20 protein-coding genes and 1 pseudogene are annotated in these 21,847 nt (G+C 61.5%); 5 read left to right on the forward strand and 16 right to left on the reverse strand.

Annotated elements, in window-relative coordinates; translation table 11 throughout:
• Positions 1 to 959: 959 nt before the first annotated feature.
• A complete protein-coding gene (locus ACTUWL_RS06735) occupies positions 960 to 1,388 on the reverse strand; it encodes a helix-turn-helix domain-containing protein (protein ID WP_199196600.1) in 429 nt (142 codons plus the stop codon).
• Between the two features lie 351 nt (positions 1,389 to 1,739).
• On the opposite strand from ACTUWL_RS06735, the gene ACTUWL_RS06740 reads away from it, so the two are divergent.
• The 3 genes and pseudogenes from ACTUWL_RS06740 to ACTUWL_RS06750 all read left to right on the forward strand — a co-directional run.
• Positions 1,740 to 2,003, forward strand: coding sequence for a hypothetical protein (locus tag ACTUWL_RS06740; RefSeq protein ID WP_021076677.1), 264 nt, complete (start codon positions 1,740 to 1,742; stop codon positions 2,001 to 2,003).
• An 8-nt stretch (positions 2,004 to 2,011) separates the two neighbouring features.
• A complete protein-coding gene (locus ACTUWL_RS06745; protein ID WP_021076678.1) occupies positions 2,012 to 2,326 on the forward strand; it encodes a hypothetical protein in 315 nt (104 codons plus the stop codon).
• 475 nt (positions 2,327 to 2,801) lie between these two features.
• Positions 2,802 to 3,032 (forward strand): annotated as a pseudogene (locus ACTUWL_RS06750) (IS3 family transposase); the annotation flags it as partial.
• A gap of 580 nt (positions 3,033 to 3,612) precedes the next feature.
• On the opposite strand, the gene ACTUWL_RS06755 reads toward ACTUWL_RS06750, so the two are convergent.
• The 15 genes from ACTUWL_RS06755 to bchF form a co-directional block, all read right to left on the reverse strand.
• Positions 3,613 to 4,092 (reverse strand): hypothetical protein, encoded by a 480-nt coding sequence (locus ACTUWL_RS06755; protein WP_035649946.1) that lies wholly within the window; start codon positions 4,090 to 4,092, stop codon positions 3,613 to 3,615.
• An 82-nt stretch (positions 4,093 to 4,174) separates the two neighbouring features.
• On the reverse strand, positions 4,175 to 5,386 hold the full coding sequence (gene hemA / locus ACTUWL_RS06760; RefSeq protein WP_021076681.1) for a 5-aminolevulinate synthase: 1,212 nt from the start codon (positions 5,384 to 5,386) through the stop codon (positions 4,175 to 4,177).
• Entirely contained in the window at positions 5,383 to 6,393 is a 1,011-nt protein-coding gene (gene puhE / locus ACTUWL_RS06765) for a putative photosynthetic complex assembly protein PuhE (RefSeq protein WP_035649977.1), read from the reverse strand. Before puhE ends, hemA begins: the two co-directional genes overlap by 4 nt.
• 13 nt (positions 6,394 to 6,406) lie before the next feature.
• Positions 6,407 to 7,504 (reverse strand): magnesium-protoporphyrin IX monomethyl ester (oxidative) cyclase, encoded by a 1,098-nt coding sequence (gene acsF / locus ACTUWL_RS06770; RefSeq protein WP_021076683.1) that lies wholly within the window; start codon positions 7,502 to 7,504, stop codon positions 6,407 to 6,409.
• On the reverse strand, positions 7,501 to 7,806 hold the full coding sequence (locus tag ACTUWL_RS06775) for a type IV secretion system protein VirB4 (RefSeq protein ID WP_021076684.1): 306 nt from the start codon (positions 7,804 to 7,806) through the stop codon (positions 7,501 to 7,503). Before ACTUWL_RS06775 ends, acsF begins: the two co-directional genes overlap by 4 nt.
• The gene (gene puhC, locus ACTUWL_RS06780) at positions 7,803 to 8,261 is read right to left on the reverse strand and encodes a photosynthetic complex assembly protein PuhC (protein ID WP_021076685.1); all 459 of its coding nucleotides are present in this window, start codon (positions 8,259 to 8,261) and stop codon (positions 7,803 to 7,805) included. The genes ACTUWL_RS06775 and puhC overlap by 4 nt, the downstream gene beginning before the upstream one ends.
• Before the next feature lie 13 nt (positions 8,262 to 8,274).
• Positions 8,275 to 8,952 carry a photosynthetic complex putative assembly protein PuhB gene (puhB, locus tag ACTUWL_RS06785; protein WP_021076686.1) on the reverse strand — a complete coding sequence of 226 codons (678 nt, stop codon included), beginning with the start codon at positions 8,950 to 8,952 and terminating at the stop codon, positions 8,275 to 8,277.
• Entirely contained in the window at positions 8,949 to 9,716 is a 768-nt protein-coding gene (puhA, locus tag ACTUWL_RS06790; RefSeq protein WP_021076687.1) for a photosynthetic reaction center subunit H, read from the reverse strand. Before puhA ends, puhB begins: the two co-directional genes overlap by 4 nt.
• A gap of 21 nt (positions 9,717 to 9,737) precedes the next feature.
• A complete protein-coding gene (locus ACTUWL_RS06795) occupies positions 9,738 to 11,171 on the reverse strand; it encodes an MFS transporter (protein WP_021076688.1) in 1,434 nt (477 codons plus the stop codon).
• Positions 11,168 to 11,869: a magnesium protoporphyrin IX methyltransferase gene (bchM, locus tag ACTUWL_RS06800; protein WP_021076689.1), complete on the reverse strand. Its 702-nt coding sequence runs from the start codon at positions 11,867 to 11,869 to the stop codon at positions 11,168 to 11,170. The genes ACTUWL_RS06795 and bchM overlap by 4 nt, the downstream gene beginning before the upstream one ends.
• Entirely contained in the window at positions 11,869 to 12,780 is a 912-nt protein-coding gene (bchL, locus tag ACTUWL_RS06805) for a ferredoxin:protochlorophyllide reductase (ATP-dependent) iron-sulfur ATP-binding protein (RefSeq protein ID WP_021076690.1), read from the reverse strand. Before bchL ends, bchM begins: the two co-directional genes overlap by 1 nt.
• Positions 12,777 to 16,505 carry a magnesium chelatase subunit H gene (locus tag ACTUWL_RS06810; RefSeq protein WP_021076691.1) on the reverse strand — a complete coding sequence of 1,243 codons (3,729 nt, stop codon included), beginning with the start codon at positions 16,503 to 16,505 and terminating at the stop codon, positions 12,777 to 12,779. Before ACTUWL_RS06810 ends, bchL begins: the two co-directional genes overlap by 4 nt.
• Entirely contained in the window at positions 16,480 to 18,054 is a 1,575-nt protein-coding gene (gene bchB / locus ACTUWL_RS06815) for a ferredoxin:protochlorophyllide reductase (ATP-dependent) subunit B (protein ID WP_021076692.1), read from the reverse strand. Before bchB ends, ACTUWL_RS06810 begins: the two co-directional genes overlap by 26 nt.
• A 2-nt stretch (positions 18,055 to 18,056) precedes the next feature.
• Positions 18,057 to 19,340, reverse strand: a complete 1,284-nt coding sequence (locus tag ACTUWL_RS06820) for a ferredoxin:protochlorophyllide reductase (ATP-dependent) subunit N (RefSeq protein WP_021076693.1) — start codon at positions 19,338 to 19,340, stop codon at positions 18,057 to 18,059.
• Entirely contained in the window at positions 19,337 to 19,879 is a 543-nt protein-coding gene (gene bchF, locus ACTUWL_RS06825; protein ID WP_373011543.1) for a 2-vinyl bacteriochlorophyllide hydratase, read from the reverse strand. Before bchF ends, ACTUWL_RS06820 begins: the two co-directional genes overlap by 4 nt.
• Positions 19,880 to 20,170: 291 nt before the next feature.
• Here bchF and ACTUWL_RS06830 point away from each other — a divergent pair, with 291 nt between their 5' ends.
• Both ACTUWL_RS06830 and ACTUWL_RS06835 read left to right on the forward strand, forming a co-directional pair.
• Positions 20,171 to 21,064, forward strand: coding sequence for a cobalamin B12-binding domain-containing protein (locus tag ACTUWL_RS06830; protein ID WP_021076695.1), 894 nt, complete (start codon positions 20,171 to 20,173; stop codon positions 21,062 to 21,064).
• A gap of 77 nt (positions 21,065 to 21,141) precedes the next feature.
• Positions 21,142 to 21,834 carry a biliverdin-producing heme oxygenase gene (locus ACTUWL_RS06835; protein WP_021076696.1) on the forward strand — a complete coding sequence of 231 codons (693 nt, stop codon included), beginning with the start codon at positions 21,142 to 21,144 and terminating at the stop codon, positions 21,832 to 21,834.
• Positions 21,835 to 21,847: the final 13 nt, after the last annotated feature.

Consider the following 21,847-nt stretch of genomic DNA (forward strand, 5'->3'; position numbering starts at 1 on the left):
CGACCGGCCAACCAACGGTTGCGGGATATGTGCGGGGAGCTCCTTCAGCAGCAGGAGTGCGAGGCCTACATCGTTCCGGCCGGCGAAAGTCGCGACGGCCGCACGATTTTCCGTCGAAGGGGAGAAAGTCTATTCAGGGCCAAAGTTGAGCGTTAGGATCGCACAGGGGGAGGCCGTGCCTTCCACACACTCTGCGGCAAGCGATGACCGACTTCGGCGAGCTGGGCAAATGTCCGTTTTGCTCGCCCTAAAGTACGATTCGGAAAAGTGCGAAGCGGTTTTCCGAAAAGATCATGCGCAAACAAAGGGCTAAAGCGCGATGACGATTCAACCAAATCTCATCGCGCTTTAGTATCGTATTCTACGACGGGTCCCTGATTGGCATGTACCCTTGGATCAAGGCGCCGTACTGAATGGGTGAAGCTACGGAAACAAAGAGAAGGCGCACTGCCATCTGGCCGCGAGGCCCTGAATGGAGAAACGTCGCACGAGACCCTTGCTGTTCTCGGCAACTTCCCCCGTAAGCAATTGACGAAGAAGCCTTTCGCAATGTTGGGCGCACCAGGGCTCGAACCTGGGACCCGCTGAATAAGAGTTCAAAAACACCGAAGCCTCTCTGCGATTTCTGAGTCTGCGCTACACTACGATGAAGTCGAGAAAGGTCTTTTATTTACAGAGACTCGTCGCACAGCTTCGCAGCAAAGCGAACCCTGACCTTCAAACAGCTCAGTTCGCCAAAACCGTTTGAAAACCGGTTTAGCAGTTCACGTCGACCCTCATGACCGACATTCGCACTGCTCTCAGCGATAAGGCCATCGCTCAGCTGCCGACTCCTGAAGACGGCTGGTATCTGGCTCGCGACACCGAGTTGAAAGGCTTCTTCGTGGTAGTCGGGAAGCGAAAAAGGACCTTCACTGTTCAAGGTGATCTCAGTCAACGAGGAAAGCGGGCCTCCTCCGTCAGAGTATCGATTGGTGACGCCAGCGAGTTGACCACCTAGGGCGAGTGGTGGAACCGCTGTGCGGCACGCCTGCGCCCATGCTCACGCGCAAAAGCGGCAGCCGTGCAGCCGGCGTATAGACGATAGCGTCGCGTGAAATGGCTTGGTCGGAAAACCCGGTAATCAGCGCCACTTCGACCAAAGGCAAATCACGATCATGGATCAAGGTCTGGGCGCGACGAACCCGGCACTGTTCCACGAAACTCATCGCAGTGACGCCAGTGCTTAGTTTGAACAGGCGCGCAAAATGGGAGACGCTTAGCTTGATTGGCTCCCCTAAGTTGTCTTCGACATATACCGCGATCTTCATCAACTCGGGGGAACTCAGCGTAGATCCGGTCGATGCGGCGATACCGAGCGAACCGCGCGGGCGCAGTGAGGTCGGCAATCGGGTGCCTCTGCAGGCTAGCCGAAATCGGATCTGACCACTCGCAGTCCAGCGGTGGGACATGTATTGTCATTGACCGCGTTCCGGTTGTCGGTTGTGAAAGCTTGGCCGGCTTGCCAGCCAAGCTTCAGCGTCTTCGACACGGATCAGCGTTCTCCGTCCGACCTGATCGCTGGAAGGCGATCGGCACCCATTTCCCGGTAAGCGATGGTTCGACCGACAGAATAGATTCGGCAGAACTCTAGAGAAGAGGTTTATGAATTTGCATGGGGCTGCGCCAAAGAAGGGCGACCTGAACCCGCAGCCGTCGCGGTGATCTGCCTTGCATGGCTGCAACGGCCGGAGAACGTATTGGCCGGGTTTTTGACGTGGCCGGACTACCGCAGCAAGAACTGGCCAAACGCTGTACGCATCGAGCACCACAAGAATAAAGCGCTGGTCTGGCATCCGCTCGAAGAGACTCTCGATGGTGAGACCATCAAGTTTTATGCCGAAGCGGAGGACGTTTTGAGTCATCTGCTAAAGCTTGGCGTCCCGATGATTATGCGTCGGATCCAAAAGGGTGAATGCAAGGGCGATGCCAAAGTGTGGTCCTACCCTGGCATGGAAAAGTAGTGCAGCAGATGCGCAAGAAGATCGACGGCGTGTCAAAGCTGTTCACGCTTGATTCCTGTCGACACGGCGGCATGACCAAACTCGAGGAAGCGGAGCTGACAGACGGCCAAGGTCGTGCGCTCTCGGGCCACAAGACCGCACAGGCCTATCGCGGCTATGCCAAGGAGACGATGATGCGAGCGTTGGCTGCGACCCGCAAGTGGCACGCACATCTCTTGGCACAGAAGGAACTCGATCAGCAGAATGCTGATGGAGCAGCATCACCTCGAGACGAAGCGCAGACCTCCCCAATTTCGAAGGCTTGCGCCCGATCTCAAGGATAGACTTCGCGCTTCGTTGAACGCTACAAAACACGGCGGGTTCTGCAACCGTCGATCCCGCACGCGGCGTCGACGGCTGCGGTCGGAAACTTGCAACGCGCAGTCATCCGCTCAATTAGTATTTTGACAAGTTGAGCGACGTTCAACGCGCGACAATCCCTTCGACCAAAAACGAAACCAGCACAGAATTGCAAACGGAATTTCCAAATGCGCGAGAAATGCCGCCTTGAGCAAGGCTATTTTCACAACAAAATCCAGTATCTTGTATATGGCTGGGGGCGCAGTGCTGATCGCAGCCGTCTCCGGGCAATTTCCCTGCAAACAGGGAATTTTTCAGGGAATTTCGCGATTTTTCCCCTTCGCGAAGATATTAACGACGAGAACTCCCTGTGCCGGAGGCGTTTATTCGCGGATTCCCTGATCAAGCGAACAGGGAAAAAGCCGTTCGAGAACAGGGAATTCCCTATTAAACAACAGCATCGGCTGCAGCATGAGCCGTTCCGGCAATGTCTGGGACAATGCGGCGATGGAGAGCTTCTTCTCATCGCTCAAGACCGAACGGACCGCCAACAAGATCTACAGGACCAGAGATGAGGCACGATCCGATGTGTTCGACTACATCGAAAGATTCTACAACACGACCCGCAGGCACTCGACCATCGGTTATCTCAGCCCAGTTGAGTTCGAGCGCAGGGGGGCATTAGCTTAACCCGGCGTCCATCAAGCCGGCAGCAGCTCAAAGCCCCAAATCCACTTTTGAGGCTGTGGTTCACCAATATAGCTGGGTTCGCTGCATCGCCCAGTCCCACTGCATCGGAAGCTCTGCTTTTCTGTCGCAGAGCAACTTAACCCGGAACGTGATGTTTCCGATAACGCGCCGGCACGGTTGCTAAAATTCCATTCCTTTCCCGCCGCCACGATTTCGACGTCAATCGCCTGACCTGAATACAGCATAGCGTGCTTGACCTCGCGCGGCCGCTTGGAAGCGTCATTGCGTCTGCGCCCTGCGAAATCCAGCGATACCCGTCTTCGCTACTATTCTCCCGGGCCGCAGTTGGCCTGGACGTTTGCGTTTCAATTTGAGCGCTTCCGCCAGCATGGGAGCCGATCCACGTCGAGGATCGGCTCACAGAGCGCCTTCGTCTTTAGACGACTTCGCAACGCCGCGGGCCTATACGGTCCAAAGCTCGTGAAGTTGCGGACCGCGCTTATAGCAAGCCCTTCATGGACCATCTGGTGAAGTTGCGCGGGGTCCGGGTCTCGCCATGCCGAGCGCTTTTCGTCACGACTTAGTCCTTCAACCGCGTAAGCCGCGGCCGCCATACCCCGAGAACGATGTTGGCCATCGCTATGGCTAGAAACACCCAAAGCGAAGCGCGACGCGTCCCCAATTCGCCGGCTAGCGTAACGGGATCGATTTCGCCGGCCAACGCTCGCGCACTTTGCTCCGCTTCCTGCTGAAGCGGCCCAACCACGGAGACAAAACCCCATTCGAAAACAAGAACGCCCGTTGCGAGTTTTGCCCATGCCCAACCGGCGTTGTGGAAGGCCCTGTTCGCAGCGATGGCCAACAATCCGGCCACCAGAGTGAGCCCAAGAGAGGGCATAAATATCCAGGTCGCCACTGCACCCGTCGCGACGCTGAGCGATGCGTACTGCGCGATCGAGTCCGGTGCGGGCGCACAGCCTGCCATGACAAGAAAGCACGCAACCGCGCCGACGACGCCGATCGCTCCCATCGTATGAAGAAACTTCATCAACTTCCGCATGATCGACCGGGGTTCGAAAGAATTGCCTATCGTGCCATCGACGGACCCCGATCGCCTGGATCAGTCGCCCAAGAACAGCAGATCAAGCTGCCTTGGCGAGCCCAACCTCCGCCCAGATCTCTGCAAGGGCATTCACCAAATGCTCGATGTCGGCATCAGTGTGATGCGGCGACGGCGTGATGCGCAACCGCTCAGTGCCGCGCGGCACGGTCGGGTAGTTGATCGGCTGCACATAAATGCCGTAGCGCTCGATCAGCACATCGCTGATCTGCTTGCACAAGACAGGGTCGCAGACCATCACCGGGACGATGTGGCTGGGATTGTCCAGGTGAGCAACCCCTGCCTCATCGAGCCGCCTGCGCAGCCGCGCGACGCGATCCTGATGCCGCTCTCGTTCCGCCGCGCTCGATTTCAGATGACGGATGCTGGTAAGCGCGCCAGCAGCGACCGCCGGCGGTAGCGACGTGGTGAAGATGAAGCCAGAGGCGAAGCTGCGGATGAAATCACAGATCGTGGCCGACGCCGCGACGTAGCCGCCGATGACACCGAACGCCTTTGCCAGGGTGCCTTCGATCACGGTCAGGCGGTGGTTTACGCCTTCCCGGTCGGCGACGCCACCGCCCTTCGGTCCATAGAGACCGACGCCGTGCACCTCGTCGAGATAGGTCATGGCATTGTGGGCGTCCGCGACGTCACAAAGTTCGGCAATCGGCGCAATGTCGCCATCCATCGAATAGACGGACTCGAAGGCCACCAGCTTGGGCGCATGCGGGTCGAGATCGCCGAGCTTGCGCTCGAGATCGCGCGGGTCGTTGTGGGCGAAGATGCGGGTCTCGCTGCGGCTGTGCCTGATCCCCTCGATCATCGACGCGTGATTGAGCTCATCCGACAGGATTGTGCAGCCGGGCATCCGCGACGCCAGCGTGCTCAGCGACGCCATGTTGGAGACGTAGCCCGACGTAAATAGAAGTGCTGCCTCCTTGCCGTGAAGGTCGGCTAACTCCTTCTCCAGCAGCACGTGATAGTGATTGGTTCCGGCGATGTTGCGTGTGCCGCCGGCCCCTGCGCCGCAACTGTCGAGCGCCTCATGCATCGCCTTCAGGACCGCGGGGTGCTGGCCCATGCCCAGGTAATCGTTGGAGCACCAGACAGTGACTTCACCGGCGCCGCCCGGATGATGATGCTTGGCGCGGGGAAATGCGCCTGCCCTGCGTTCAAGATCGGCGAACACGCGGTAGCGGCCCTCGCGATGAAGACCTTCGAGCTGCCGACGAAAATAGGCTTCGTAGTTCATGACGTTCTCCCCTTGATTGTTGCCTCCGGCTCAGGACAGATCTGGTGAGCCGCCGTGAGGCCTTCTCTTGCCTGCTGCTCGCGATAACTCTGACGAAACTGGTCTTCGAGCCGCAGTCGCGCGCAGGCCGCCTGCGAGACTTTGGGAGGCGTCGCATCGGGGCGCATATCCGCGAGCACGACGAGATTGAGCGGCGCAGCAATGGCCTTGGCGTCTTGTTCCTGTTCCATCGTGATGTCCTCCGGCGGGAAACCCGAGCGCATGCCCCAGCCCCACAGCGTGATCGCCGGCAGCGGAAGCAACATGAACCAATGCTCGACAACGCCGAGCGCAAACAGCGTCGATACCAGCGTCAGGCTGGCGATCTCGAAAGGCGTGACCGACACTTCGACAATGCGCTGGATCATGATGACGAGAGCCGCGGTCGCAAGCGTGACCGAGACCGGAAAGAAGCCGCTGATCGGCCTGCGCGCGAAGAACGTCTTCAGGAATCGCACCGCGTCCGGCATCAACTCGTCGTTGGTGACGGGCACGCCAAGGAAGAGGTTGATCTTGGCGCTTTGCCGCAGCACCCAAAGCGCCGCAAAGGTCCAGAGACCGACCTGGTTAGGGCTGGCCCACGTCAGCGCGACAATGGCGGCGCCACAGGCCAGCAGAGCGAATTCGTGATAGAGGATGGCCTGCAAGGCGAAACCGAGGCGCGACCCGCCGGTCGCGCCGACCGGACATTGCTGCGGGCGCGGCCCCGTCAGCCACCCCGCGAGAAAAGTGATCTCCTGGGCAGCCCACAGCAGGATCGTGCAAGTGAAGGCCGTATAGGCGCCGCCGACGCTCGCATCGCCAGCGGTTAGCGCGAGGCCTCCGAGCGACCCCGCGAGCAGCCCAACTGCGAGGAACGCTCGCGACAGTTCGAACCGTCCCGAGCGTCCGACCAGCAACAGCACGGCCCCGGTGCTGAACCACCACACGAAAGCAGCGTAGATGGGGGGGACCGTGTATGCGGCGATCAACACACTCTCCTCACCAGGCCGGTTGCAGACAGATTTCGCGCGGGAGCGCGTTAGGCTTCACCGGCAGCAGGAACAGCCGCGCAAACGTCAGCCCAGCCCGGACCGCAAGGCCTGCGCGCTTCACTTTCGACAACAAGCCGCCGTCCTCGCGCGCATCCGCAATCGCTTCCGAAATCATGCGCAAGCGCTCGAGACCTGCAAAAAAGCGCGGGTTCTCGATATCCAGCGTGACCGGAAACACCTGCTTGGAAATCTCGGAAGTGATGCGGAAGACCCGCATGTCGTACTCTGTGGGATCCATTCCGAGCGCGTCGTGGAAAGCGGGACGCATGTGATCACGAACATACATGGTTGCGAATACGGCGAGCAGGAAGAATCGGATCCAGAGCTTGTTGAGTCCGCGCAGCAGCGACGGATCGGCGCGCATCAACAGCGCAAACGCCTCGCCATGGCGGAACTCGTCGTTGCACCACAATTCGAACCAGCGGAAGATCGGATGGAATTGCCGCTCGGGATGTCGCTCCATCTGCCGGTAGATCGTAATGTAGCGGGCATAGCCGATCTTCTCCGACAGGTAGGTCGCGTAGAAGATGAATTTAGGACGGAAGTACGTGTATTTCTTCACTTTGGTGAGGAAGCTCAGATCCACCCCGATGCCGTGATCCTTCAGGATCTCGTTAATGAAGCCGGCATGGCGAGCTTCGTCCCGGCTCATGAAGCTGAACAATTCCTGGATATCCCTGTTCTTGATCCGCTTCTTGATCTCCGCGTAGAGCACGCAGCCCGAGAATTCGGCGGTAAGCGAACTGACGAGGAAATCCTTGAACTCCCTGCGCAGCTCAGGCGGAAGCGATTGCAGGTCGTTCTTGAATTCGTCGGTCTTGACGAAATGCGCCTTGTTGTGATCGGCGCGCAATTCCTTGATGACGGCATTCCATTCGGAGCGCACCAGGCTGACGTCGAGGCGATCCATAGCCTCATAATCGGTCGTGTAGAAGCGCGGGCTGAGGATGGTATCCTCGCGAGCCTTGTCGAGGCTTTCGCTGCTTCCTTTGATCGCGGGACGTGTTTGCAGACTGCCGGCCGTGCCACCTTCCATGTTGATCATGATGCTCTCCCGTCTGAGAAGCTGACTTCGTAAAGCTCAGTCAATTCCAGATAGCCCTCGATCCGCGCCCATAGCCGGTCGAGCGGGCCGGCCCGCACCACGGTCGCGGTTCTCCGCACGACCAGCCGCTCGCCGAAGGCAACGCCGGTCGGCGCGTCATGAACCATGACCTCGTCGCCCGGCTGGATCGCGATGTCGCCGTCAAGCACGACATGGGCGTGCAACGTTTCGGACGTCTGCTCGATCTCGATCGTGCAGGGCACGTCGAACGTCTTGCGCGACGTCGTCCAGAGCATCGTCATGCCCCACCTCCCTTCAGCTTCATCAGCCGCGCAAAGGCCTCCGTATTGGCCGATCCGAAGGCGTCGAGGTCGATCTGCTTGCCGGTCGATGTGTCCGTCAGCGTGATCTGGCCGTTGACAAACCGGGTGAGGCGAAACGGCGGTTGCCGACCGATGTCGCCGCGCTTGCGCTCCCGCGCGAGCCCGCGCAGCACGACGCGGATGAAGCCATTACTTCCCGGCGCCAGCGTGTCCACGAGTTGACGATCGTGTGCGTCGTACACCAGCACTGCACCGTCCTGGGCGTCCTCGAACTGGAGATCTCGGCTCTCGGCGGCGGGCGGCAACGTCATGTGGACGCCGCCCGTCCCCGTCAGTCGCGCCGTTGTCACCGTCGCGAGCGAAAACAGGACGAGAGCCGCGGCCGCGATGATGCCGCCTCTGGGGACCACGGGCTCCTGGATAGCCTGGCTCATGAGTGTCCTCCGTTCAGGCGGCCGCTGTCGACGGCGAATTGGCCGTGAGGTCCGAGACCAAATTGCGATTGACGGATGTCGAGAGCGCGACCGCCGTTGGAGCGGGCTGACCTCCCAACGCCTCCGAAAGCCGGGCCGCGACGACCGCGGGGTCCGGCAATGCGCACATCATGGGTTCCGGCGCACGCAGCCGCCAAGGCCGGATGTGCGGCCACAGCAGCAAGTAGGACACGCGTTTGCCGTCCGACACCCCTAGCGGAATATCGCCCGAGCCGTCGTGATGGATCTTCAGAGCGGCGTTGGTGATCTTGTTCAGCGGAATATTCATGGTGATCGGCAGCGCGACGCCGAACTGGAACAGGACCCTCTTGCTGGTGATGGTGTAGCAGGCGGCGCGGCGGAATAACCAGGCGAGACCCGCCAGCACGGCGATGGCACTGATCGCCGGCGCGATCAGCCATAGAGCCGAAATAACGACGTCGCCCGCTTGGACTCCGTGCAGCCAGTTCGACCACAGCCGCCACGCCAGCAGCACGCCGAAATAGATCGCGACCTCACGGATGTGAAACGACCGCAACGCTAGTCCTTTGAGACTCGGCTTCCCTTGCCAGATCACGCGCTCGCCGACAGGCAACGGCGCGGGCAGCTCCTTGAACTGCGTACTCTCGAATTGGTGGTGATCCTGTTTCACAGCAGCGGCTCCTGACGCGCGGGCGTGGCATAGAGCGTGCCCGCGCCGTAATATCCGACGATGCGATCTTCCTCGAGCTTGGTCACCTGATCGGGGCTCTTCGTCGCCGGCACGTCGACGAACTGGCTGCCGAGGATGGCATCGACCCAGACTCGGCTGCGGCGGCCATCGATCTTGGCGAACGGCATCGGTAGCAGCACACGTTTCGCGCCACCCGACGTCGTGACTTCCACTTCGAGATAGCGGATCAGAGCTTCGGCGCGATCGACCCAGACGTCGGTGACGGTGCCGCCCATTTCGCTGTCCGCGCCGTTCACCCGCATGCCGCGCGGATCGGGGTCGCGGGATTCGAGATAGGTGCCTTCGGCAAGACGCAGCGGAACGATACAGGGGACGTTCTCCATCGTTAGTTCGGGACCGTCCTCGCGATTAGCGTAGGACCCGGGCCCGACGCCATCCAGCATCGGATTGCCGGTCGGCTCGGCCGGAGCGCCCGGCCACACCGCGATCGGCGCCAACGCGACGTCGGGGCGATCGTTCTTGTGGTTCGGTAGCGTCGCGGTGTGCCCGCCGCGCAGGAGGTAGGTCTTGGGATCGGGCATGCGCGGAAAGCCATACGCGGCCCCGCCCTTGATGCCCGTCGATTCGAGCGGATAGCCTTCGCGCTTATCTTCGCGGCGAAGGTAGAAGATCAGGCAAGCGAAGAAGATCCAGAAGACGTAGAGCGTGACCTGTGCCAGGTCCATATACGAGTCGGGCTGCATGGGCGACCTCCCTTTCGTTGACTAGCCTGGAAACTCAGCCAGGCCAAACTTTGTGGAAGGCTGCGAGAACCCCGTCCGTGCGCTGCGGACGAGCGGGCCAATCGCAACCAGAGTGGCGAACAACAAAGCAATTTCGATGTGGTAGACGACGCTGTATCCCGTCGACGGATCGGTCAGCGCGCGACCGAGCTCGCCGCTCGATGCCAGCGATGTCACGGCATCGCGGATGCCGCCACCGAGCGCGATGCCGCTGCCGGCGGCGGTCGCCTGCACGGCGCCCCAGGTGCCCAGCGCCAATCCGCTCTCACCCTCCGCTGCAATCGCCATCGCGGCGGTCAACGTTCCCGCGGCGAACAGCCCGCCACCGAATCCGATCAAAGCGGTCCCGATCCGAAACAGCAGAACCGAACCCAAGGGCGCTGCAAAAATCACTGCCGCGAAAGCAAACACGCCTGCTACCGCGCCGAAACCAGCGATGCGATAGGGATCGGCATTGCGCCCCAGCGTCCTTGCGGCCAGGCCAAATCCAGCCAGCGTGCCGAGCGCAAAAAATGCCGTGAGCGCCGTGGTCTGGCCCACCGTCAGCTTGAGGATTTCGGCGCCGTAGGGCTCTAGCAGAATATCCTGCATCGAAAATGCCGAAGTACCGAGCGCCACGGCGACAAGGACGCGGACCGAACCGCCGGAGTTACGGAACCTGGCCCAGGATTGCTGGAATTCGGGGAGCTCTCGGGAAGCCGACGTCAGCCCTGGATTGCGCGCTTCCTGCTTCCACAGGGCGGCGACGTTGAGCAGCAGTTGCATGACGGCGACACCCTGGATCACCTGGATCAGGCGGATCTCGTTGAAGTTGCGCAACAGCTCGCTAAAGATCAGCGCACTGCCGGCCATCCCGAACAGCAGCATCACATAGAGGAAGGCCACGACGCGCGGCCGCGCATCCGCCGGCGCCAGATCGGTGGCGAGTGCGAGACCCGCAGTCTGGGCGGTATGCATGCCGGCGCCGACCAACAGGAAGGCGAGCGCTGCGCCGAACTGTCCGTAAACGGCGGGATACTCGCCGGTGCCCGACAGCACCAGCAGCGCAAACGGAAGGATGGCAAAGCCGCCGAACTGGATCAGTGTCCCCATCCAGATATAGGGCACTCTGCGCCAACCCAGCACGGAGCGATGATTGTCGGATTTGAAGCCGATCAGAACGCGGAACGGCGCGAACACCAGGGGGATCGACACCATCAGCGAAACCAGCAGCGTGGAGACACCAAGCTCGACGATCATCACACGGTTGAGCGTGCCGTTCAGCAGAACGATCGAGATGCCGGTCGATACCTGGAACAGCGACAGACGCAGCAGCCGTCCGAGCGGAAGCTCCGCCGTTGCCGCGTCGGCAAAGGGAAGGAAGCGGGTCCCGAGCCGCATCCAGCCTTTTGCCAATATCGACGATATCCGGGTCATCGTGGAATCACTTCCAGGGCCTGCGACTTGTAGAATCCCCTGGCTACGCGATGACTGCGGCCGAGCTCCCAGCGCTCAAACCCCTCATCCGCCATCAGCAACCGTCGCAATTTCTGCTCGGCAACCGGCTCGATCGCCGGTGCACGATCACCGCGTGGAAAGAGTCGGCCGACGGCATGCATCACGGTCAGCGCCGGCGTCTTCGGCGCGAACGTCACCAGCATGGCCGCGGCGGTCCGCTCCGCCAGACCGGCCATGATCCGGCAGATATCCGCCGGGCGATAGTGGATCAGCGAATCCATCGCAACCACGAAGTCAAACCTGCCGAGTTTGGGATCGAGCATGTCGCCGGAGCGGAATTCGATGGTCGAGCCGCCGAGGTCAGACGGCAGGCGTTCCCGCGCCACCGACACCAAAGTCGGCGACAGATCGATCGCGACCACGCTTGCGCCGCGCCGGGCAGCCTCGATCGACAACGCTCCGGTGCCGCATCCGGCATCGAGCAATCGCGCGCCGTTCATGTTCTGCGGCAGCCACGACAGCAGCGTGTTGCGCATCTCGTCCCGGCCAGCACGGACAGTGGCTCTGATACGACCGACTGGCACATCCGACGTCAGCTTGGCCCATGCATCGACCGCAGTCCGGTCGAAATAGGTCTCAAGTTCGCCGCGCCGTTCGAGATAGGTTGCAATGGACATCAGTCGAACCCCAGCAGATCGAAGATTTCACGGTCCTTGAGTGATTTTCCCGGCGACGGCTCGATCGTTCCGGCCCAGAGCTCCGCGGCCAGCCGCATGTATTCGTCCGTAACGGCCTTCAGCTCCGGCGTCTCGTTCATTTCGAACAGCGTTGATTTCTTCAGGCGGCTTTTGCGGATGGCGTCGAGATCCGGGAAATGCGCAACGCGTTTCAATGCGGCCTGCTCGGCATAACGATCGATCTGGTCGGTATTCCTGCTGCGGTTGGCAATGACGCCACCGAGCCGGACGCCGTAATTCCTGGACTTGGCCTCGATTGCGGCGACGATGCGGTTCATTGCGAAGATCGAGTCGAAATCATTGGCCGCGACGATCAACGCGCGATCGGAATGTTGAAGCGGTGCGGCAAAGCCGCCGCAGACGACGTCGCCGAGCACATCGAAGATCACCACGTCGGTATCTTCGAGCAGGTGGTGCTCCTTCAGTAGCTTCACGGTCTGGCCGACGACATAGCCGCCACAGCCGGTGCCTGCCGGCGGGCCGCCGGCCTCGAGGCACATCACCCCGTTATAACCTTCGAAAACGAAATCCTCGGGGCGGAGCTCCTCGGCGTGGAAGTTCACAGATTCCAGTACGTCGATCACGGTCGGGACCAGCCGCTTAGTCAGCGTGAAGGTCGAGTCGTGCTTCGGATCGCAGCCAATCTGCAGCACGCGCTTGCCGAGCTTGGAGAATGCGACCGACAGGTTCGACGAGGTGGTGCTCTTGCCGATGCCGCCCTTCCCGTAGATCGAGAACACCTTTGCGGTGCCGATCTTGAGCTTGGGATCGAGCTGGACCTGCACGCTTCCCTCACCGTCGCCACGGCAGGACGGGCTCTTGAGCGACGATGGCCTAGTCTGGATGTTCATGCAGCAACTCCCACGCCCTCGAGGCGGTCTTCGAGCTCTTCGCCTGCCCTGCGCAGGACATCGAGCATCTCCGGATCGGGTGACCAGTATTTGCGCTCGTGCGCCTCGATCAGCCGGTTCGCGACCTTTGCGGACGCCACGGGATTGAGAGACGCCAGGCGTTCGCGCATTTCGATATCGAGCACGAAGGTCTCAGTGAGCTGCCGGTAGACCCAGGGCGCTACCTCGCCCGTCGTCGCCGACCAGCCCATCGTGTTGGTGACATGCTCTTCGATCTGGCGAACGCCCTCATAGCCGTGCTTGAGCATGCCCTCGTACCATTTCGGGTTGAGCATGCGGGTGCGGGTTTCCAGCGCGACCTGCTCCGACAGCGTCCGGACCGTACCCGCGCCGCGGGTCTGATCGCCAATATAGACCGGCGCGGACTGGCCACCCTTGGCTATTCGAACCGCACGGCTAATGCCGCCCAGCGTGTCGAAATAGTGGTCCACGGTCGTCACGCCGAGCTCGACCGAGTCGAGGTTCTGGTAAGCGAGATCGATGGTAGCGAGCGCGTTCTTCAATAGCGCCGTTTGCTGCACCGGCTGCCCCTTGAGGCCATAAGCAAAGCTCTTGCGGCGCGTATAGGTCTCGGCGAGTTCGTCCTCGTCATCCCAGCGGCCGTTCTCAACCAGGTGGTTGACGTTGGAACCGTAGGCACCGTCGGCATTGCCGAACACGCGCAAAGAGGCCGTTTCCAGGTCGCAATTATTCGTAGCCTGGAACGCCAGGGCATGCTTACGGACAAAGTTCTGTTCGAGCGGCTCTTCAGCGGACGCGGCCAGGAAGCAGCTTTCGGCCAGTAGCTTGATCTGCAGCGGCAACAGATCACGGAATATCCCGGACATGGTGATGATTACGTCGATCCGCGGCCGGTTGAGCTGATCGAGCGGGATCAATTCCGCGCCGGTCAGGCGGCCATAGCCGTCAAAGCGCGGTTTTGCTCCAAGCAAGGCCAGCGCCTGTCCGATCGGCGCGCCTTCGTTCTTGAGGTTGTCGGTGCCCCAAAGCACAATCGCAACCGATTCCGGAATCCCGTGTCCGTCGCCGACATGCTTGTCGATCAGCCGCTGCGCCTGGTGTGCTCCGTCCTGCACCGCAAAAGCGCTCGGGATGCGGAACGGATCGAAGCCATGGAGATTACGCCCAGTCGGCAGGATCGCCGGCGTGCGCAGAAGATCGCCGCCGGGTGCTGGACGCACGAATTTGCCGTCCAGCGCATGCAGGATCGCGGGCAGTTCATGATCCTGCTGGAGGATGCGATCGATGCCGGCCAATTCCGTGTAAAGCGACAGCGCAGCGTCGTTTTTCGCGGCCAGTCCTTCGGGCGTCTCGCCCTTCACCAGCGCTTCGAGGATCGATCTGTCCAGACGCGCGCCGTGCGAAGCATCGGCAACCGCCTGCAGCATCTCGACCCGCTGTTCGACCGACGGCGTCTCACCAACGACGTGCAGTCCATGCGGAATCAGGGTGTATTCGAGCTCAAGCACGGCTTCCGACAATTTGCCGACGGCCGTGGCCGGATCCATCCAGGCAGGCTCGGACTTGGTCAGTTCCAGTGCACTGGCCTGGGCCTGGATCAATGTCCCGAGATCGCCGCGCTCCGCATCCTCACCCGGAGCGAGTCCACGCCAACGTGCGATCGAGGCCTTCAGCTCGACCAGCCCCTTGTAGAGCCCGGCATGTGCGACGGGCGGCGTAAGATAGCTGATTAGCGTCGCGGCCGAACGGCGTTTGGCGATCGTGCCTTCCGACGGGTTGTTCGAAGCATACAGATAAACATTCGGCAGGTCGCCGATCATGCGGTCCGGCCAGCACGCGCCTGAGAGGCCGGCCTGCTTGCCCGGCATGAATTCGAGCGCGCCGTGAGTTCCGAAATGCAGAACCGAGCCGGCGCCGAAATCCTGGCGCAGCCAGCGATAAAAAGCCGAGAAAGCATGCGTTGGGGCAAATCCCTTCTCGAACAACAGTCGCATCGGGTCGCCCTCGTAACCGAACGCGGGCTGGATCCCGACGAAGACGTTGCCGAAGCGCTCACCCAGCACGAAGATCGAGCTGCCGTCGCTCTGCTGCTTGCCTGGCGCCGGCCCCCATTGTGCCTCGATCTGGCGTAGCCATTTTTCGTTCCGAACGTGATCACCAGCCGGAATTCTGGCGTGGACGTTGGCATCAGCGCCGAAGCGGGCGGCATTGCCAACGACGATACGCTCGCGCAAGGCGTCAGCACTTTCGGGCACCTCGACATGATAGCCTTCGCGCTCCATTGTACTAAGCGTGCGATGAAGCGATTCGAAGACCGATAGAAACGCTGCGGTGCCGGTGTTGCCAGCGTTGGGCGGGAAATTGAACAAGACGATCGCGACCTTGCGATCCCGCCGTTTGGAACGGCGCGTCGCGACGAGGCGGGCCGTACGGGCAGCCAGCATCTCGGCTCGTTCGCTGCACACATGCATTTCGCCACCGGTCTCGGCCGGTGCGAAAATGCAGGCGCGCTCGCAGCCGGTACAGGTAGCGCCTGCCCCGTCAGAGCGACCGCCATAGATCATCGGTCCTGCGGCGCCGTCGAGCTCGGGAATCGCCACCATGATGGTGCTTTCCACCGGCATCAGACCGCGATCCGAAGCCCCCCATTGTTCCAGCGTCTGGAACTCGACGGGATGCGCCGACAGATAGGGGACGTCGAGTTGCGCGAGGATATCCTCGGCCGCGCGGGAGTCGTTGTAAGCGGGACCACCGACCAGCGAGAAGCCGGTTAGCGAGACCACCGTATCGACGACGCTGCGTCCGTCCTTCATGAAGAAACGTTCGATCGCCGGGCGCTGGTCGAGGCCGCTGGCGAAGGCGGGGATCACGCGCAAGCCCCTTGCCTCAAACGCAGCGATCACACCATCATAGTGACCGGAATTCCCGGCGAGCAGATAGGAGCGCAACAGCAAGAGACCGACGGTGCCGCGCGCGTCAACCGGGATAGGAAGTCTCTCCGCAGTATCGCCAATGCGACCCTTGAGCCGCGGGTGGTAGACACCGATGTCGGCATAGTCGACCGGCGCGTCAGCCTTGACAATGCCGCGCAGGCCGCGGCGCGGACCGTCGGCGTACCGGTCGACCAACAGGCGGATCATGTTAGCGATGTTCTGCTCCGAGCCGGCCAGCCAATATTGCAAGGTCAGGAAATAGGCGCGCATGTCCTGCGCGGTGCCTGGGATGAAGCGCAGCAATTTGGGTAGCTGCCGCAGCATTTTCATCTCGCCCTTGCCACCAGGGCTGCCTTTGCGATTGCCGCGCAGCTTCTTCAGCCATGCGATGGCGCCAAGCGCCTCGCCGCTCATGTCGAACTTGCCGACCCGCGTCAGCCTGACGATCTCGGCTGCCGACATGCAGCAGATCATCGCATCGCAATGACTGCGCCGGGCAATGAGTGCCGGCATCACGAGGCGAACATGGTCGTCGAGAAACAGCATCGTGGCGATCACGATGTCGCCGCGGTCGATGTCGGCCCTGCAACGATCGAGCGCTGCGTCATCGGTACCCCATTCGTCCGCAGAATGAACCGCGAGCGACAATCCCGGGAAGCTGCTCCTCAACAGCACTTGCGCCCGCGCAGCCGCGCCGGAAAGATGACTGTCCATGGTCACGACGACAACCTTCAGAGGCGTCGCGTCAGCGGGCGTAATGCGCTTTGGCATCGTAGAGCGTCTCAATGGTTATGGTGGCAACGCCGGTTTCGTTGGCGAAACGTTCGGTGTTGCGGCGTGCCTTGCCGCGAACGAAGAACGGAATTTTTCGCAGCTCTTTCTCGGCATCGGCGGCCCAGGTCACGCTAGTCAGCACCGCGGCTGAGGCTAGTTCGGTAATCTGAACCGGCTTTGCGGCATCGGACACCTGATGGCCCGCGCCCAGATGGGAAGGCACTGCTCCGTCCGTGAACTCGAAATCATCCTTGAACATCGCCAGCAGATGCTCCTCGAGGCCCATCATCAGCGGATGCACCCAGGTATCGAAGATGACGTTGGCGCCCTCAAATCCCATCTGCGGCGCATAGCGTGCCGGAAAGTCCTGCACATGCACCGGCGCCGAGATTACGGCGCAGGGAACCCCAAGGCGTTTGGCGATATGTCGCTCCATCTGGGTTCCCAGCACTAACTCGGGCTGCAGTTCCGCAACTTTCGCCTCGACTTCCAGATAGTCATCGGTGATCAACGGCTCGACATCGTAGCGCTTCGCCGCCTCGCGGATTTCGCGCCCGAACTCGCGGCTGTAGGTGCCAAGGCCGACAACCTTGAAGCCGAGTTCATCGGATGCGATGCGCGCGGCGGCGGCGGCGTGGGTGGCGTCACCGAAGATGAAGACGCGCTTGCCGGTGAGATAGGTCGAATCGACCGAACGCGAGTACCACGGTAGCCGGGTGGAGGCCGAGGCGAGCGTCGCCGACGCATCGACACCAGCGAGCTTCGCGACCTCTTCGACAAATTCGCGGGTGGCCGACACGCCGATCGGGACGGCCTTGGTGAAGGGCTGACCAAAGGTCCGGTGCAGCCAGGACGCCGCCTGGCCGGCGATTTCGGGATAGAGCACGACGTTGAAGTCGGCTTCGCCCAATCTCACGATATCGGCAGGTCTAGCCCCCATCGGCGCCGTGACGTTCACGTCGATGCCGAGCTTTGCCAGCAGTGACGTAATTTCCGCGACATCGTCGCGATGGCGGAAGCCGAGAGCCGTTGGGCCAAGCAGATTGCAGCGAGCACGGACTCCTGCGGCACGCAGCGAACGCGGCATTCCGGGTGCCGGCGCTGACGGGCCCGCGAGCGCGCGCACCAGTTGATAGAAGGTTTCGGCCGCGCCCCAATTTTCCTTCCGCTGATAGGCCGGCAGATCGACGGCGACAACGGGGATCGGGAGGTTGAGCGCACGTGCCAGCCCGCCGGGGTCGTCCTGGATCAACGAGCCGGTACAGGACGCGCCAACCAGCAACGCCTGCGGTTGGAAACGATCGTAGGCATTCTGCGCAGCCGTCTTGAACAGTTCGGCTGTGTCACCGCCAAGATCGCGCGCGGAAAACGTCGTGTAGGTCACAGGCGGGCGTAGGTCGCGGCGCTCGATCATCGTAAACAGCAGATCCGCGTAGGTATCGCCCTGCGGCGCGTGCAGCACATAATGCAGGCGCTCCATTCCCGTGGCGACGCGCATCGCGCCGACGTGGGGAGGTCCTTCATATGTCCACACGGTGAGCTGCATGATCAGGCCACCAGCTTCGCGCGGCGCACCAGAGGACGCGAAAAGAGCTCAGCGAGATCTGCCGCCTGCTCATAACCCTGGATCGGCGTGAACACGAGTTCGATCGACCATTTGGTGGTCATGCCTTCGGCCTCAAGGGGATTGGCAAGTCCAAGCCCGCAGACCACTAGATCGGGTCGCGCCCTTCGGCAACGATCGAGCTGCAAATCGACGTCCTGCCCCTCCGACAGTGCGACATCGTCCGGCAGCAGCCTGAGCTCTTCGGCGAGATGCTCGCGATGCAGATAGGGTGTCCCGACCTCGACCAGTTGCATCGACAATTCGCGCGACAGAAACCGCGCCATGGGAATCTCGAGCTGGGAATCCGGGAACAGGAAAATGCTACGACCCGACAATTGGTCACGGTAGCGAAGCAGCGACCGCTCCGCCCTGATCCGATGGGGTTGCGTCACCGCCTCGAACAACGCGGGCGCGACACCGAACGCATCGGCCGCCGCACGCAGCCAAGCCGTCGTGCCCTCGACACCCAGCGGGAAAGGCGCGGCCAACCGCACGGCGCCGCGACCTTCCAGCGCGCGCGCCGTGTCAGCGAGAAACGGTTGAGCTAGGAGAAATCTGGTGTTCGGTCCGACCTCAGGCAGTGCCGCAGAGTTTCGCGGCGGCAGAAACTGCACGGTGCCGATGCCGAGCGAGTCAAACAGGCGGATGAACTGGTCCTCGACCACGTCGGCCAGCGACCCCACGATCAGTAATTGGTCCTCGCTCGTCCGGGTCGGGGGGGCCGCAGGGACGAGCGAGGCGAGACAGGCATCCTCGCCTTGCGTGAATGTTGTCTCGATTCCGCTGCCTGAGTAATTGAGAACGCGGACCCCAGGCGAAAATTTCTGCGACAGCCGCAAAGCAGCGCGCGACAAATCGAGCTTGATCACTTCGGAGGGACAAGAGCCGACCAAAAACAGCAACCTTATGTCAGGCCGCCGGGCAATCAGCTGAGCGACGATCCGATCCAATTCGTCGTTGGCATCGGTGAGCCCGGCGAGATCCTTCTCCTCCATGATCGCGGTCGCAAATCGCGGCTCGGCGAAGATCATCACGCCGGCCGCTGACTGAATCAGATGCGCGCAGGTCCGCGAGCCGACCACGAGAAAGAAGGCATCCTGGATCTTCCGGTGCAACCAAACGATTCCAGTCAGCCCACAGAATACTTCGCGTTGGCCGCTCTCACGGCGGACCGGACTGGGCCCGACATCGGCTGCGACCGGACATCCCTGCACATGCATATTCATGCGCCGCTCCCGGGGGTCGAGGGAGCCGCAGTCAGCGCCGATCGTTCGTCGCGCCGCGCCGCGCGCAGCTTGAGGACGAACTGCGTCGCGTTAACGAAGTAGGAGGCGTACGCCGCCAGAGCGAGCAGCATCTGCTGGCGCGGATTGCCGAGCTCCGCGAACAGCGCGATCAGATAGGCGGTGTGCAGCGCCAGCACGAGGAAGCTGAAAACATCCTCCCAGAAGAAAGCCGACGCGAACAGATAGCAGCCGAATACCTCGCGTTCCCAAATCGAACCGGTGATCATGATCGCGTAGAGTACAAGCGTCTTGACGACGATCGACGCCGCTGCGACGGCAAAGCCCTCGCCTGTAAAGAGACAACGAAGCACCAGCGCGAGACTAATGAGGAAAACGGCGAACTGGACCGGCGCGAGGATGCCCTGCACCAGCGTCCACTTTGTTGCATCGCGGCGAATGCGTTGTTCGGGCGTGTACAGCGGCCTAAGTGATTGGGCTGTCGAACGGGCTCGCGATGCGCCGTCTCGTATTTGCGAAATTCCGTTCGCAGGCGCAGCGACGTATTCACCTGTCGAACTGTAAAGACTGTTTGACAGTTCTGCGTCGCGGTGATGCGATATCGACTGGAGAAATCGAGCAGCTGCCGACGAAGGGTCGTTTTGTTTGGGAAACCGGCCGCTTTTGGCTGCTCGAAACACCGCGCCACTCCATAAGTGCGGGCTTGATCGAAACAAGGCTAAACCTCGCTTCGAGAACTGTCAACTAAACTGTACGTAAATTAAACTTGACGGTTTTGAAGCGTGGCGACTTAATGCTTGGGGGAGCGAAATATGACCGATGTGAACGAGCAATCCTTCTCAGCCGGTAGCGCCACCGACACCACGTCGGCGCCTCGTCCTAAATCGCTGCGACAGAGAATTCCGGCGCCGATCTGGCGCTTTCGGCCGACCCTGCAACCGGTCGCGATGGTCCGCACAATCAAGACGCAGATCATTCCCAAGATCGTGCTGGCGTTACGCAGCACACCGATCGCAAAGGCTGCGGAGATCGCAGAGCCGACCGCACCGACCGAGGTGGAGATGTTCGCGGCGCTTGCGCTTGGTGCCGATGACGGCGCAGCATTTGCCTATGTCGTGGATCTCCAGGCGAAAGGCGCGTCGGTCGAATCAATCTTTCTCGATCTTCTGGCGCCCGCAGCACGACAGCTCGGCGCGCAGTGGGAATCGGACACGACGGATTTTGCCAGCGTTACGCTCGGTGTCGGTCGATTGCAGCTCATCATGCACCGGCTCGGCCACAGCTTCGTGCACGAAGCCAGCGACGACCACGGCGGCGAATCGGCACTGCTAACGATCATTCCGGGCGACCAACACAGTTTCGGACTATCCATGGTGGCCGAGTTCTTCCGCCGCGCGGGCTGGAATCTCTGCACCGGCCCGTTTTCGTCGCACCAAGAGCTGACATCACTGGTGCATAATCACTGGTTCGACATCGTCGGCTTCTCCGTTAGCAGCGATAGGCGGCTCGATGAGTTGAAGAGGGACATCCACGACATCCGGCGCGACTCGCGCAACCGGCAGGTCGGCATCGTTTTGGGCGGCCCGCTAGTAATCGCTCAGCCTGACCTTGTGGCGTCGATGGGAGCCGATATGATGTCGGCAGACGCGACCACTGCGCCGCAGGAGGCGCATGGGCTGATCGAACAGCTGAAGGGCCGGACGTGACCGGCCTCAACGGACGGGGACGGCGTAGATTGACGCGACGAAGCTTACCTTACAAAGCGATTGCGGAGGCGACCGGAATGACCGCTGCAACGGCGGATGGCCCCTTGCCGCTCAGCGTCGTGACGGCGCTCTATCTCCGTACCAAGGCGCTGCATGCCGAAGCCGAACGCACCGGCATTATTCGAAGTCTGCTGCGGGGTGAAGCGAGCCGGGCAGGCTACATCCTGTTCTTGCGCAATCTGCTCCCCGCCTACCGGGCCATGGAGCGTGGGCTCGAGCGCCATCGCAGTTCACCCGGCATCGCATTGCTGTCCCGCTACCGGCTCGAGCGCACGCTCGCGATCGAAACCGACCTTGCCGCCCTGTGCGGCGAGCGATGGATCGAGGACATTCCACTGCTTGCCGCCGGCGATATCTACGCTAAGCGGGTATCGCATGCGGCCGATGGCGACGGCCTGAGACTGATCGCACATGCCTATACCCGCTATCTCGGGGACCTCAGCGGCGGCCAGATCCTGCAAAGACTGCTTGCGCGCTCGCTTGGGCTTCGCCCATTGGAGCTGACCTTCTACGATTTTCCGCACTTTTCGGATCTGGACGTGCTGAAGGCCGACTACCGCAGGGCGCTTGAGGAAGCCGGTGCACTTGCGTCCGATCCGCAAGCCCTGGTGGAGGAAGGTGCAATCGCATTCTCCATGAATATCGACATCTCATGCGCCGTCGAGGCTGCAGTGCCGCATGTATCGGCCTCCATAGCGGCCATGCAATAAGTCGGCCGCGCCA

The sequence above is a fragment of the Bradyrhizobium sp. WCU1 genome (assembly GCF_053474805.1).

Coding starts and splice junctions, on each gene's coding strand:
- hemA (WP_021076681.1), bottom strand. CDS start 5,386: ATGAACTACGAAGCCTATTTTCGTCGGCAGCTCGAAGGTCTTCATCGC.
- bchL (WP_021076690.1), bottom strand. CDS start 12,780: ATGAACATCCAGACTAGGCCATCGTCGCTCAAGAGCCCGTCCTGCCGT.
- ACTUWL_RS06775 (WP_021076684.1), bottom strand. CDS start 7,806: ATGACGATGCTCTGGACGACGTCGCGCAAGACGTTCGACGTGCCCTGC.
- bchB (WP_021076692.1), bottom strand. CDS start 18,054: ATGCAGCTCACCGTGTGGACATATGAAGGACCTCCCCACGTCGGCGCG.
- bchM (WP_021076689.1), bottom strand. CDS start 11,869: ATGTCCATTGCAACCTATCTCGAACGGCGCGGCGAACTTGAGACCTAT.
- puhC (WP_021076685.1), bottom strand. CDS start 8,261: ATGAGCCAGGCTATCCAGGAGCCCGTGGTCCCCAGAGGCGGCATCATC.
- ACTUWL_RS06755 (WP_035649946.1), bottom strand. CDS start 4,092: ATGCGGAAGTTGATGAAGTTTCTTCATACGATGGGAGCGATCGGCGTC.
- ACTUWL_RS06745 (WP_021076678.1), top strand. CDS start 2,012: ATGCGCAAGAAGATCGACGGCGTGTCAAAGCTGTTCACGCTTGATTCC.
- puhA (WP_021076687.1), bottom strand. CDS start 9,716: ATGCAGCCCGACTCGTATATGGACCTGGCACAGGTCACGCTCTACGTC.
- ACTUWL_RS06810 (WP_021076691.1), bottom strand. CDS start 16,505: ATGCCAAAGCGCATTACGCCCGCTGACGCGACGCCTCTGAAGGTTGTC.
- ACTUWL_RS06830 (WP_021076695.1), top strand. CDS start 20,171: ATGACCGATGTGAACGAGCAATCCTTCTCAGCCGGTAGCGCCACCGAC.
- ACTUWL_RS06820 (WP_021076693.1), bottom strand. CDS start 19,340: ATGAATATGCATGTGCAGGGATGTCCGGTCGCAGCCGATGTCGGGCCC.
- ACTUWL_RS06795 (WP_021076688.1), bottom strand. CDS start 11,171: ATGACCCGGATATCGTCGATATTGGCAAAAGGCTGGATGCGGCTCGGG.
- acsF (WP_021076683.1), bottom strand. CDS start 7,504: ATGATCAACATGGAAGGTGGCACGGCCGGCAGTCTGCAAACACGTCCC.
- ACTUWL_RS06835 (WP_021076696.1), top strand. CDS start 21,142: ATGACCGCTGCAACGGCGGATGGCCCCTTGCCGCTCAGCGTCGTGACG.